The organism is Arachidicoccus terrestris (assembly GCF_020042345.1).
Lineage (GTDB): Bacteria > Bacteroidota > Bacteroidia > Chitinophagales > Chitinophagaceae > Arachidicoccus > Arachidicoccus terrestris.
Genome location: NZ_CP083387.1, coordinates 4,397,696 through 4,411,042, shown reverse-complemented (window position 1 = coordinate 4,411,042; position 13,347 = coordinate 4,397,696). Strand labels below are relative to the sequence as shown.

Annotated in this window: 9 protein-coding genes and 1 tRNA gene; 5 read left to right on the top strand and 5 right to left on the bottom strand. The window is 41.9% G+C overall.

Going from position 1 to position 13,347, the window contains the following annotated elements; translation table 11 throughout:
- Positions 1–198: 198 nt before the first annotated feature.
- From K9M52_RS17235 to K9M52_RS17215, 5 genes are all read right to left on the bottom strand, one after another.
- The gene (locus tag K9M52_RS17235; RefSeq protein WP_224069679.1) at positions 199–2,757 is read right to left on the bottom strand and encodes a T9SS type A sorting domain-containing protein; all 2,559 of its coding nucleotides are present in this window, start codon (positions 2,755–2,757) and stop codon (positions 199–201) included.
- A gap of 298 nt (positions 2,758–3,055) precedes the next feature.
- Positions 3,056–5,284, bottom strand: coding sequence for an ATP-binding protein (locus K9M52_RS17230; protein WP_224069678.1), 2,229 nt, complete (start codon positions 5,282–5,284; stop codon positions 3,056–3,058).
- A gap of 236 nt (positions 5,285–5,520) precedes the next feature.
- Positions 5,521–6,144, bottom strand: coding sequence for a response regulator transcription factor (locus tag K9M52_RS17225; RefSeq protein WP_224069677.1), 624 nt, complete (start codon positions 6,142–6,144; stop codon positions 5,521–5,523).
- A gap of 15 nt (positions 6,145–6,159) precedes the next feature.
- The gene (locus K9M52_RS17220; protein ID WP_224069676.1) at positions 6,160–6,975 is read right to left on the bottom strand and encodes a hypothetical protein; all 816 of its coding nucleotides are present in this window, start codon (positions 6,973–6,975) and stop codon (positions 6,160–6,162) included.
- A gap of 900 nt (positions 6,976–7,875) precedes the next feature.
- Positions 7,876–7,947 (bottom strand) — tRNA-Arg (locus K9M52_RS17215).
- 123 nt (positions 7,948–8,070) lie between these two features.
- On the opposite strand from K9M52_RS17215, the gene K9M52_RS17210 reads away from it, so the two are divergent.
- The 5 genes from K9M52_RS17210 (at position 8,071) to recR (ending at position 13,334) form a co-directional block, all read left to right on the top strand.
- The gene (locus K9M52_RS17210) at positions 8,071–8,727 is read left to right on the top strand and encodes a tetratricopeptide repeat protein (RefSeq protein WP_224069675.1); all 657 of its coding nucleotides are present in this window, start codon (positions 8,071–8,073) and stop codon (positions 8,725–8,727) included.
- A 162-nt stretch (positions 8,728–8,889) separates the two neighbouring features.
- Positions 8,890–9,129 (top strand): hypothetical protein, encoded by a 240-nt coding sequence (locus K9M52_RS17205; RefSeq protein WP_224069674.1) that lies wholly within the window; start codon positions 8,890–8,892, stop codon positions 9,127–9,129.
- A 53-nt stretch (positions 9,130–9,182) separates the two neighbouring features.
- The gene (locus tag K9M52_RS17200) at positions 9,183–11,066 is read left to right on the top strand and encodes a CocE/NonD family hydrolase (protein WP_224069673.1); all 1,884 of its coding nucleotides are present in this window, start codon (positions 9,183–9,185) and stop codon (positions 11,064–11,066) included.
- Positions 11,067–11,177: 111 nt separating this feature from the next.
- Positions 11,178–12,671: an Ig-like domain-containing protein gene (locus K9M52_RS17195; RefSeq protein ID WP_224069672.1), complete on the top strand. Its 1,494-nt coding sequence runs from the start codon at positions 11,178–11,180 to the stop codon at positions 12,669–12,671.
- A 48-nt stretch (positions 12,672–12,719) separates the two neighbouring features.
- Positions 12,720–13,334 carry a recombination mediator RecR gene (recR, locus tag K9M52_RS17190; protein ID WP_262902410.1) on the top strand — a complete coding sequence of 205 codons (615 nt, stop codon included), beginning with the start codon at positions 12,720–12,722 and terminating at the stop codon, positions 13,332–13,334.
- Positions 13,335–13,347 lie beyond the last annotated feature (13 nt).

Sequence of the window (13,347 nt, the reverse complement as noted above, 5' to 3'; positions counted from 1 at the left end):
ACTGGAGGATTTGATTTGAGGGAAATATATACCAATCAAAGATACGCATTACTGTAACAAAATAATCATTATTCAGGCCACTTTGGCAATACAATACAAGCCCAGATGAAAGCATCCCCGCAAATCACTCTTTGCAGGGATGCTCCTTCCTCAAAATCATGCGTTATGGCGCGGCAAAAACAACAGGGTAATAAGTCTTTACTGTTTAATAAATTTAAATTGCCGACCGCCAATCCGAACAAAATAAATACCTTTTGCCAGATTCTGGATCGGTACTTTTACAGTTTGATCATCGCTGGTTATATTCGTTCTTAATACCTGTCTGCCAGCAAAATCAAACACAGTTGCTGTTCCTGTAATGCCACCTATATAGATATAATCATGAGCAGGATTCGGATAAAGCTTCACGGCTGCATCCTTCGCAGATCTAATAGAAACAATCCCGCTCCAGACACCCTTCCCATCATTATTCACCACATTGAGCTTGTACTGAGTTTCAAATAGACCCACGGGCGCCGGTTCTTCATAATGGTAAACTGTACTATGGGTGGAAGGTCCTTTGCTCTCAATAAATCCAACTTTACTCCAGTGAACACCCATATCCGTACTTCGGTAGATCTCAAAACCTTTATTATCTACTTCAGAGGCAGTAGTCCAATCCAGCAGATTGACGCCATTGTTGCTGCTGCCTTCAAAGCGCTTCAATACTATAGCCAGTGTCGTTTCTTTAACAGTTACCGTAGTGATATTAGACGGGACAGGCGCCTGCTTCCGATCACTGACATTATCCAGTCTACGGTAGTAGGTCGTGGCCGTAAGCGAAGATGTTGGCTGATAAGACGCATTAATCGCCCCGTCTATATTCTGCCAGTTAACGCCATCCATGCTGCTTTGCCATTGATGCGTAATGGGCGCATTCGTAGTCGTACTAGCGGGCATAATTTCTGAAAGCTGATCAGGCACGGTACCGGCACTAATCGTCTGGTCATTTCCAACTTCTCCGGTGGTAAACCTGTTAATATTAATCGGGTCAATGTATTTATTGTCTGCAGTGTCCAGATCGGTAGAAATGCGCACACACCCCTTATGTATCTGGCTACCAGCCACATCCTCTGCCACATTTACCTTAAGTGTCAATCGAGGGTATACGCCTGCCGCATCAACCGATCCGTTATATATTGCTTTTACAATACCATTATCTTCTGTAATGACCCATCCGTCTCCTTCAGCACCGACAAATTGCAAGCCGGCGGGCAGCGTGTCAGTAATCTCTGTTGTTGTGCCTGTAGCGTCCGGGCCATTATTTTTCACATTCAGGTAAATTTCATCAACTGCATCTCCCTGATAAAATATATCCTGATGATCTGCTTCAACACTAAGATTGGTGCTGATAACTCTTGAACTGACCACAGCATAATTATTCGTCAGGTCTTCATCCGTAATACCTGATTTGCTCGCATCAATATAAGCCGAATTTGTAATGATGCCACCTGCAGGCCTTTTCTTAACGGTAACATAAGCAGTCAGTGTGGCCTCAGTGCTGTTATCCAAAGTTGCGGCCCCCATATTCAGATGCGCCTTTAGTGTGGCACCATCTGTCGTGCTGGAGATAAGCACATTTTTGGTATTGTTGCGTGCATCAAAGACGATGCTGTCCAGCGTATATGCATCCTGCGGCAGGAAATTACCTGCCCCGTCACGCAGGGTATCAGTCAGTATTAAATCGTTTAAATCAGCCGTCGTGGCGTTGTAGATATTCACAGAATACCTTAATTGTTCTCCTACCGCTACACTGGTTTTATTTACCTGTTTATCGAGCCGTACACCTCCAGGAGTGGTTACCATTAAATTACGGATTTCATGATAATTAAATCCTTGCCCGGTGGAAGCAGCAAACCCTACTTTCATACTTGCGGGAGGTGCGTCTGTGGTCACATAATCCAATAGCTTGGTGAATGCGCCGCCGTTGGAGGTAGCCCAGCGAACCTGAATCCTGTACTTTCCATCACTGGTAGGATCTATCTGAATTTGCACTCTTCTATAAAAACTACTGGAAGCGGGTCGCTTACTTACGATTGTACCATAGTCGACACGCCTGTCATTGTTCAGCTGTGTTCCTGACAGGTATCTGTTGGTTGTCTTACTGTCATTGGTAGTCGGCCCTCTTAACACAATCGAATTCGGCTTAAACCCAACACCTCCAACACGTCCTTCGGTGGGGTTGGAGAAATTGCCATATTCGTCAATCCCTACACCCAGATAGCCACCTTTCAGCCCCCCAATGGAAGATTCTCCTGATTTTTTATAATTGGCGTACCCGAGTGATCCGCCGTACCCGCCCAATTCAAAACTGCCGGGGCCATATTTTGCATCAAACAGGAAAACGGAAAAGCCATCCGCGCCTCCATATTGCGCCTGGGCATTTCTCCAGGACGTGTATTCAAAATCTATAAAAACGCCCAAAGAGGAGGGGAAACTCTTATTGATATAGGCGTATCCTTTTTGTTGATAAGCAGCTTTAGTTACTCTGAGCCAACCATTGTCAATGGGGTCATCTATTCCGGAGGTCAGATAAGCGGCCGGTGACCCGCCAAAAATAATATCAGTTCCGGCACTACTGCCTTTCAGGTTATTTTTAATGGTAAACTGTGCCCGCGAGTTTAGGTACGTCAGTAGCATCCCGAAAGCAAGGACCCGGGCAAGAATTCGGCCATAATTAGGCACCTTTCTTGAAGTAGAAGTAGATTTTTTTTTCATGTTGTTGTTGTTGTTGTTCTAAGGCATAAAGCATCCGCATGCAGCATGCTATACATGCTGCCGGCGACACTATCGGCCCATATTAATATTCTGATAAACCGGTCATTAGTCTGAAAAGTGAAGGGTAAACACGTAGCCGACTAATTCATTATTGAGTAGTGTTTTCTCTAAGATGATACGCTCATCTTCGTTTTGGCCGGAAAGACCTGTCCGGTAGCATGTTGGTTTAAAGATTAAAAGATCGGTTGTTAGGGTTGGATTGATTGAAGTATTTTATAGATAACTAGCCAAATTTGCCTTACTTTGTGCCATCAATTAATTCATTTACCAGTTCGTAAAGCTCTTTAGGTTCAAAAGGTTTTATAAGCCAACCGTTGAAATTCTCAACACTAGGCTGGCCATTACCGGTGATACGTGGCTTTTGTCCGCTGACACCAATGATCGGGGTCGAACAGCCGGTTCCGGAATGTCTTCGAATAGCCTCTGCTAGTGCATAACCGCTCATTTCAGGCATCGATATATCAGTTATAATCAAATCAAACACGTGATGTTCATACTTTTCAAGCGCAACTATTGCACTATCCGCCTCCGTTACATTAAAGCCTTTTCTTTTTAACAGCATTGTAATATAAGTTCGGTTGAGCAGATCATTGTCAACCACCAGAACCCTTGATCTCGAAGCCAACTGATCTTGTTGAATTCTTTTTTCTGCCGGTATGCTTTTATGACTTATTCTTATTTCAGTTTCTGAAGGAAGAATGGGCATATCAACGGCACTTTCCCTAGGGGGCGTATGTTTTTTTGGTTTAGCAGTCCGGCTTGCTTTATAAGTAAGATCGATATAGAAAGTAGTGCCCTTGCCAACAACACTTTCGACATCGATCTTACCTTTATGTAATTCTACTACTTTTTTAACGATGCTTAATCCTAACCCGGTACTTCCTTCTTTTATTTCCTTTCTATGAATCGCTGTTACATAAGCATCAAATACAGAACTGCCAGATTTATAGTCGACCGGCCCATCAATGCCAATTCCCGTGTCTTTAATGGCCAGCTCCAATACGCAGTTATCAGCACCTTTCCGATTTAAGCAAGCGGTTATCCGGATAGAGCCTTTATCAGTATACTTAATAGCGTTACTTAATAAATTTATAAGTAATTGCCTTAACTGAAAAGCGTCTCCAATAAGCACTGTATCTATAGCCTGATCCAGATATTGCTCCAAAAGAATATTCTTCTTTTTAGCCTGTAGTCGTAATCCAGACAGGATTTCCTTAATGACCAGCATTGGATTGAAGGGACTCTCAGCCAGTTTAAACCTGCCCTTCTCCATCTTGGTATAGTCCAGGATATTATTCACAACGGACAGCAGCATACCGGAAGATAACTTGATGGCATCGATTACTTCTGACTGGTCGCCATTTTGATGATCTGTAGACAGTTCATTTGCAAAACTGGTAATGGAATGCAACGGCGTACGAATCTCGTGGCTCATGGTCTCGGCAAATTCAGTTTTCAGCCGGGCAAATTCCTCAGCCTCTTCCTTAGCTTTTTTTAATGCCTTACTATTTGCAAACAGACGTTGCAATATCCAAATAATAATCAAGGTCAACAGAAGGCCAAAAACGATCAAAAGCGTATTGCCAAATTTAATATCTTTAGTGATGGAAAATGCGTTATGACTTAACAGCATTTTTCGTTCAGACTGCTGTTGTAAAATAGAAGACTTAAGTGAGGTTAAAATTGATTGAAGCCCTTGCAACAAATTGTGATTGGCGGTCAGTAATGCCTGTTCTTTAGCCTTCAAAGATTTAAAGTAACTGGCTTGCTCCTGCAAAGCCTCTGCTGACGCTCTAATGATGGTCCGCTGGTTATTCTGATAAACGGAGTCAAGCTGATGCTGCCTGATTATCAATAATTCCGATTCGTTATCTTTCTGTTTATTAGAGATGGCATCACCGATCCTTCTGAATAACTTCCTTTTAGGAGCCTGTGGCTTGGCTATGCGCTCCACCATTGTATCCAGTGACACCTTTGGAGCAGGCGCTTTGAACGATCTGGTTTCCGTGATTTGTGACCGGCTGGCCATTTCTTTGCTACCGGCAAGCTGTATCAATGAATCCAACAACAAACGGGCATTAATATATTGACTGGTCCTTCGGGTCTTATCAGCGACCAAATGTTCCATATCGACGCTTCCCGGACCTTCACCTATCGTCTCAGAAATGGAATCGAGAATACCAGATACTTCCATTAATTGCCCTTTATAAGCCTTAGCGTAGGTGGAATCCTTTTGGATAATATACATTCTGCAATTGTTCTCAGCTGCATATAAAAGTTGTATGGCTACATCAACCCGGTCAATGCTTGACCGGGTTTGCGCAAGATCTTCTACAGTCTTGCCCAATTTATCCGAATCACGCTGGCTAACAAAGGCCAGAATGGAAAGACAGGAAAGAGCCAAGACTAAAAATATAACTGTTATAAAACCGTACCCCTGATTGTTAATGAGTTTGTTTTTTATCATTATACCCTTCATTTTAAATAATAAAGTACCGGGATCGGGAAAGGGTCTAGCGTATTTACATCATATTGGTTGTCCTTCACCCGGTACTAGATTATCGGCCTTTTTAAGCCAAAAATGCTCCATTCAATCATTTCCAATGCAAAAATATAGGGTTCAGTTACAATATGATGTAGATAATCTTGAATTATTGTGTAGTAAATTTACTACGAAAAGGCAATAAATATATTGATTATCAGCTATTTGAAATCCAACACCTTTATTAAATCCGGTATGTTTTGGATTTGTAGCTTTTCAAATATTCTAGTTTTATAGGTACTTACAGTCGATACATGCAAATGTAACTCCTGGGAGATTTCCTTTAAACTCTTTCCAATTACCAACATATTAGCAATGGCAATTTCCCGGTTGGACAGCTGATCCAATGGCCGGGATTTTCCCTTTGATGATTTATAAAATACCAAGGAGTCTTTTACCGCGTCGCTGACATACTTACCATTGCTGAAAATTTTCTCCAGCGCGACTTTCATTTCACCCTCCGTTGCCAGCTTATTTAAGAATCCATCCGCTCCGGATTCAATGTATCGCATGGCATAAACCTCTTCGTCTAATGAAGAAAAGATCAAAATCTTACAATCAGGTGAAATTCTTTTAAGTGAGTTATAAGCATTTAAAAAATTACCGTTAGGCATCGTCACATCCAATATATATAAATCGTAAGGATTTTTCTTCGCCATGTCAATCACTTTTGCATAATCTGAGGCGTCTTCGACTATAGCACCAGGCCGGAGCTTCCGAATCATCATGCTCAGCCCATATCTCACAATACCGTGGTCATCAGCTACCAATATCCTTTCCTCCATCTGCCTATTTTTAATTTACGCCCTTCCCAGCCCGAAAGGGATCAAAAACTCCAAATGCTGTGGGCTGATCTCTCTTTGAATCAATTCTGTAGCCAGCCGAGGTTTACGACCCACAGTTGTAAAATTTCGTTGTTGCGTACAGCCGCTCACGACTTTGCCCTCAACAAGCGCCAGCATTTCATAAAATATTTGTCCGGACCATTTAGAAGGATCTGACGGCAACTCATGTAAAGGAGATAAAAGGTTCTGCTCCCATAATTCATGATGCCAAAATAACGCTGAGCTTGAAATACAGATACATAGGTAAGCCCGTTTCTGATCGTTAAACACTATTTTAATACTTCCTCCGTCAAATCCGGCCTGCTCAGATATCTCAAGCACCTTATTCAATAAAAACGCCACAACTTTTGCAAATGTGCGGGTAACTTTCAACGGCAATCCACTACATTGAATATCAAGCTGCTTCATCCCGGGTACTGAGGTCAGTAGTATAGCTTCACTTAGAATCACCAAATCGCCTGAAGACACGTTTGTGTTCGCTACCGTATTCATAATATCGATATAGCTATGAATTGTCTTTAGGGTATAGATGTTTTTTTGGGTGAGTCGGTTTAATTCTGCGAAGGTTTCTTTGACTAATACGTCCTGATCTTCCGCTTCTTCCTGCATGATTCTGGATACCCAATTCATGTTACCAAACAGACCGTTACATTCATGATAAAGAACATCCATCCATCTGCCGGTATTATGAACAATAGTAGCCAGCTGCTTGATACGCTTATTATCATTTATCGGCCTCACACCCGGAAGTATGTTTTTCCTGGTTTCCATGTTTGTTAACAATTTTAGCTAGGGTATGCGCTTAAATATACAATAATTATTGGTTATTTAACGCCATAAACAGTTATAAAACACCAAATCGGAGCATAAATATCATCAAATATTTTGATTTTATAATTAAATAATAATTAAATTTTCTATATAATGGAGCCCAGGGGCAAAGCAAATGAATAACCTCACAGGTAAATCGCCCTGTTTCGACTTGTCTATCGTCTGTCAATATAATAAGCGTTCGATTCCTCCATTTCTAAACGATTTGGGGAAATATCAGAAATTTTTGATTTAAATTTGGTTATTCGAATTCCACAACACCGATGACAAACACAGCACTCCCTCAACACATAAAATGGTTAAATGCTGCTGTTTTAATTGTAATGGCAATATTTACTGTTCCAGCAATCGAGCTTTGGAGCGCGGAAGGGAGACCTGACCGCCCACGGCGATGGCTGGAATAGATTCAGTTATTTTACTGTACAAAGCAACTTCATTGCGGCTATCACCTATATTATGTGGTGTTTATTCAGGCTTTCCGTCAGCTCCCGTAATTCGCAATTGTGGCTTATATTTCCGGTTCTCTGGACGACTTACACCTTTATCAGAGCATCTGTCATTGGCTGGATCCTTATCCTTTCCTGGATCCAACGAAGACGGGGGAGAAGGAGGCGTGGTTATGATGTATGTGGCTGGTATTACCCTGTTTTTTATTTTACTGGCCCAACTGCTTGCATGGATAAGTCGAGCAAGGGCCAATAATTACACACTCTATTGATAGAGTATAAGATCCAAAACACTTATTCGGGAATTTGCGGATTATTCGGGGATGAATTTACTAGTTGTAGAGAAGTCAAACCGAAGCAATAGTGGGTATTTCAGCTAATAAAACGGTAAAAGTGGTCTCGACAGGGATCGAACCTGTATCTAGAGTTTAGGAAACTCCTATTCTATCCATTGAACTACGAGACCTAAAAAAGTTGGGCAAATGTAAGGGTTCTAAATCAATAATTATTTAAATTAGACGGAAAAATCTCGAATTATTCGGAGGTCAAAATTAAACAACCTATCTTTGCAACTCAATTAAAACACTTTATGAAATTTTATAACTTAATAATAAAATATCGTTTTTGGTTAAGCCTTTTACTGATTGCTGTGGGCATTATCCTGAATGCCACCGGCCAGGTAGGCTTCTGGGCTATGTTCCCCCTTTATTTTATAGGTTTTATTGGATTATTAAGCCATTTCCTTATCGGGCCGCTTCGCCTGGTGCAGAAGCCTATGGAAGAGGGTAATCTGGAAGAGGTGCAAAAAATTATTGACTCTGTATGGTTTCCGGGAATGTTGATCAAACCTGTACGTTCTACCTACTTTACTCTAAAAGGCAATCTGGCCATGATGAATAAAGATTATGACGAGGCAGAAAAGCACCTCAAAAAGTCTTCTTCCATTGGTTCAGCGATGCCGGAAGCAGAAGGTGCCAATAAATTACAGTTAGGGATGATGGCCATGCAGCGCGGAGATATGCGTTCCGGCGAAGGATATCTGCGGGCCGCCTTAAAAATGGGTATCCCGGATAACGAAAGCAAAGCTGTGGCAAACCTGGGAATGTGCCAGATTATGATGAATAAAAGGGAATTCCGGGCCGCAAAGGATTATTTTCGTAAAGCAAAGGCCTGCAACCCTACGACACCGGAAGTCGTATCACAGATCAAAGAGATTCAAAAATACATCTCCAGGGTACCAGGTTAGTTGTTTATAATGACAGAAACATATTTAAAATGAGGCGCCGGCATCACTGCTTGACGCCTTATTTTATTTCCATGCAGACGTCAATCTCAACACAAATCATTATATTTGATCTGTCTTTCAGAGACTTGTGCATTCTCTTTATTTCAACTTCAAACCAAACTTATGTCTTCTTCATTCTTTAGTCTTAGCCGTATCCTTTGGACAGTTTTATTATCTATAGGACTCATCGCCATCCTGTTTTATCTTATCAAATCCGCTGTTCAGGCTGGCATCAGAGATGCCTTTAGAGAACGGAATTCAGGAACTGATTTTGAATTTAAACAGACAAAGCTATTGGCGGAAATCGCCATTGCAAATGGTGTCAGCAGTGAAAAAATCCAGGAAATATTAGCGAAAGACTGATCGATCTTTTTGGAAATTACCAGCAATTGTACTTTATCATTTAATTCATCATTATGAAAAACCTTTATAATAAACTCATACTTCTGGTTACGCTCTCCTTTTCCAGCATACTAACATGGGGACAAACGGATGTGGGCAAAACCTATATAGTCAGTCATTATACAAAAGCGGAGTATATGATTCCTATGCGTGATGGTGTAAAATTGTACACCGCCGTATATACGCCAAAGGATACCTCTAAAGCCTATCCCATCATGATGAACAGAACCTGCTATTCCGCCGGACCCTATGGTAAAAATAAGTTTCCCTCCAGATTAGGGCCTTCACCCGATTTTACCAAAGAAGGATTTATCTTCGTCTATCAGGATGTCCGTGGAAAATATCAAAGTGAAGGCAACTGGACAGAGATTACCCCTTTCATTGAAAATAAAACGGGATTACAACACGATGAATCCTCTGACACCTATGATGCTGTGGACTGGTTGATTCATAATGTGACACATAACAACGGCCGGGTAGGAGTCTGGGGGATTTCATATCCAGGCTTTTTTGCTACCAATGCGGCCCTTGCAGGGCACCCGGCCATCAAAGCCGTTTCCCCTCAGGCACCCGTCACCAACTGGTTTTTAGGAGACGATACCCACCATAAAGGTGCTTTTTTTCTTATGGATGAAATGGGTTTTGACTACTGGTTTGCCAATTCAACCAACGGACCCAATAAGAATAACCTACCAGACTTGAAGCTACCGATAAAAGATGTCTATGACTTTTACCTCAAGCTGGGCACAATTAGCCAGGTCAATAAACAATACTATCAACATCGGGTACCATTCTGGGACACCGTCCTGATGCATCCCAACTATGATAGCTGGTGGCAGGCCAGGGATATCAGAAAGCATATGCGTAACGTACAACCGGCAACATTATTAGTAGGCGGGTGGTATGATGCCGAGGATCTCTGGGGTACCCTGGAGACCTATAGGACCATTGAACACAATAATCCGGGTCATGCAAATACAATTGTCATGGGCCCATGGAACCATGGGGGATGGGCGGGTCCCGAGATGAATCATTTAGGTGATATAGCCTTCGGCACGAATACAAGTGCCTGGTTCCAGCAAAATATCGAGTTACCGTTTTTTCTATATTATCTAAAAGACGGACCTAAACCCAAATTACCGGAGGCTGTTCTCTATGATGTGGGCATTAATCGCTGGGATGCATTCGAAACCTGGCCGACCAAGTCGGCAAAAAATACCAAGCTTTACCTTAATACCGATAAGCAAATTACCACTCAGGCGCCCAATATAGCAAACAGTTACTCATCCTATACATCCGATCCGGCTCATCCAGTACCTTATCAAGGAGGGGTGCGCAAAAATAGAGGTATCACTTATATGATTGATGATCAGCGTTTTGCAACTAACAGAAAAGATGTATTAAGCTTTACGACATCAGTATTGAATCAAAATACCACCCTGGCTGGGCCGGTAAAAGCACACCTAAGTGTCAGTATCAGCACAACGGATGCTGACTTTGTCGTCAAAATCATCGATGTTTATCCCGATAGCGCCCACGGGAAAATGAGTGGTTATCAATCTCTGGTCAGGGCAGAAGTAATGCGGGGTAAATACAGAAAAAGCTTCTCCGAGCCGGTTGCGTTTATTCCGGGCGAGCTTACCGAGGTATCATACACGCTGCCAGATATCCTTTATACCTTTAAAAAGGGCCATCGAATAATGATTCAGGTGCAAAGTTCCTGGTTTCCATTGGTAGACAGAAATCCACAGGTATTCGAAGATATTTATAAGGCAAAAGCGGGCGACTTCAGGCCGTCAAATATTAAAATTTTTCATGATAAACATCATCCATCCTATATTGAAGTAGGCATATTGGACCAAAAAAGTTATCGGCAGCACCAATTTTCCAAAAGCTGACTTTTTTCTTTTCTGCTGGTCACTGATTGGTTCACAAATTTGCTTTAAATCCTTTTTAAAGTTCGGTCAATGAGGTACTTTTGTCACTAGGCAAAAGCCCTTCTAAAACAGATGAATAAAGTATTAGCCGTTATTTTTTCTTTTTTTATCCTGATAGGGATACTCATGCAGCTCAATAGCTGCGCTGTGATCGTTCCCCCAGGTGGTGGACCCAGAGATACGCTTTCTCCCATACTTCTGTCTGCCACACCTGCGGATTCGACCTTGAATTTCAAGGCAAAATCGATCGTCTTAACTTTTGATGAATATGTACAGGTACAGGATATTTTTAATAACCTGATTGTCTCGCCGGTTGCCAAGAATATTCCGAATGTAAAGGGTAAACTCAGAGAAGTTACCATTGAGATCAAAGACACCCTCGAACCTAATACAACTTATTCTTATAATTTCGGCAATGCTATACAGGATGTGAATGAAAATAACCCCCTTAGAAACTTCACTTATGTATTCAGTACAGGAGACCATCTGGATACAGATTCAATAACCGGTAAGGTCGTTATGGCGGAAGATGGTGCCATTGACAGTACTTTGATGGTGGTTTTATACAGAGACCTGTCGGATACAGCTGTCCTCAAGAATAGCCCGCGGTATTACGCGCGTCTGGACAGTCTAGGCCGTTTCGCTTTCCATTTTCTTCCTAAAGAAAATTATCATTTATTTGCAGTAGAGAATTCATACATGAAGAACTATGGAGACTCTACCGCTGTTTTTGCATTTATGGACAGTGTTGTCTCCACTAAAAATGATTCTGTCAACAACGGTATTACTTTATACGCATTCAGAGCATTTCCAAAAGAGCAGGAGGGTAAGAGACCGGCTCAGCTTTCTGAAAAACAAAGGGAAAAGAGAAAAGAGCAGGACGCAAAAAAGCCGCTTACGGTAGCTTTGAATCTGGAAGAAGGCAAACAAAGCCTGTTAAAACCATTAACCCTGCAATTCAGTAAGCCCTTGGAAAGCTTTAAACCGGAGTTGATTCAACTGACGGATACCAATTTCGTACCCGTCAACAATTTTACCATTGTCCCAGATTCAACGGATTCCACAAATAGTCGATTTATCATGAATCGAACCTGGGATACCTCCCAAGGAAAAGAATTTGCATTAATCCTTCCTATCGAGGCCGCGACGGACAGTTTCAAAGTGCAATTAGCCAAAGCAGACACGGTTAAATTCACGGTTAAAACCGAACACGATTACGCTACACTACAGTTAAAGTTCCCAGATGTAGATACCACGAAGCATCCGGTACTACTTATTTTATCGGATAAAAAAATTGTAGATTCAGCAGTCATTGGAGATAACAGGCAAGTCAGAATTGAACGGTTTGAGCCAGGTGATTATACCCTAAGAGTTTTATACGATACCAATGGCGATTTGCAATGGACACCTGGTAATTATCAGCTTCGGAGACAGCCGGAATTAGGTATTACAATTAAAAGAAGCTTTAAATTTATCGCAGATACAGAAAACCAATGGGATATCTACCTTAAGAAAGACCCTAACCAACCGGATCCTGATGACCCTTACCAATTGCATCACTACTAGTTTAGTTAATATAGGTATTCAGTATCTTTGTACTTTCGTATTATCATTATGCAGCTACCATCTTCCTTACTAGAAAACGCCGTCAATGCCTTTGCAGGTCTTCCAGGCATCGGTAAAAAGACCGCACTCAGGCTGGTCCTCCATCTCTTGAAACAGGAGGAAGGCCAGGTCAGGCAGTTTTCTGAAACCCTCGCCAAAATGCGTAGCGATATCAAGTTTTGTAGTCGCTGCCATAACCTAAGTGATCACGATCTTTGCGCGATCTGTGAAAACAAACTGCGTAATCAAAGACTGGTATGCGTCGTAGAGTCTATTAAGGATGTAATTGCCATAGAAAACACCCAACAATTCAGCGGGCTTTACCATGTTCTTGGCGGTGTGATCTCACCACTGGATGGCGTCGGTCCCGATAGCCTGACAATTGATTCGTTGATTAACAGAGTGGAGCAGGAAGATGTGGAAGAACTTGTTTTTGCCTTAAATCCCAATATCCAGGGAGATACCACCATATTCTACATTCAGAAGAAACTACGTCATCTCCCCTGTAAAATCACCACCATCTCCAGGGGAGTGGCTTTTGGTGGAGAATTGGAGTATGCCGATGAAATGACCCTTGGCCGCAGTATGATGAACCGGTTACCGGTTGAAAACTATGTAAAATAACGCACTACAGGCT

Coding starts and splice junctions, on each gene's coding strand:
- K9M52_RS17235 (WP_224069679.1), bottom strand. CDS start 2,757: ATGAAAAAAAAATCTACTTCTACTTCAAGAAAGGTGCCTAATTATGGC.
- K9M52_RS17230 (WP_224069678.1), bottom strand. CDS start 5,284: ATGATAAAAAACAAACTCATTAACAATCAGGGGTACGGTTTTATAACA.
- K9M52_RS17225 (WP_224069677.1), bottom strand. CDS start 6,144: ATGGAGGAAAGGATATTGGTAGCTGATGACCACGGTATTGTGAGATAT.
- K9M52_RS17220 (WP_224069676.1), bottom strand. CDS start 6,975: ATGGAAACCAGGAAAAACATACTTCCGGGTGTGAGGCCGATAAATGAT.
- K9M52_RS17210 (WP_224069675.1), top strand. CDS start 8,071: ATGAAATTTTATAACTTAATAATAAAATATCGTTTTTGGTTAAGCCTT.
- K9M52_RS17205 (WP_224069674.1), top strand. CDS start 8,890: ATGTCTTCTTCATTCTTTAGTCTTAGCCGTATCCTTTGGACAGTTTTA.
- K9M52_RS17200 (WP_224069673.1), top strand. CDS start 9,183: ATGAAAAACCTTTATAATAAACTCATACTTCTGGTTACGCTCTCCTTT.
- K9M52_RS17195 (WP_224069672.1), top strand. CDS start 11,178: ATGAATAAAGTATTAGCCGTTATTTTTTCTTTTTTTATCCTGATAGGG.
- recR (WP_262902410.1), top strand. CDS start 12,720: ATGCAGCTACCATCTTCCTTACTAGAAAACGCCGTCAATGCCTTTGCA.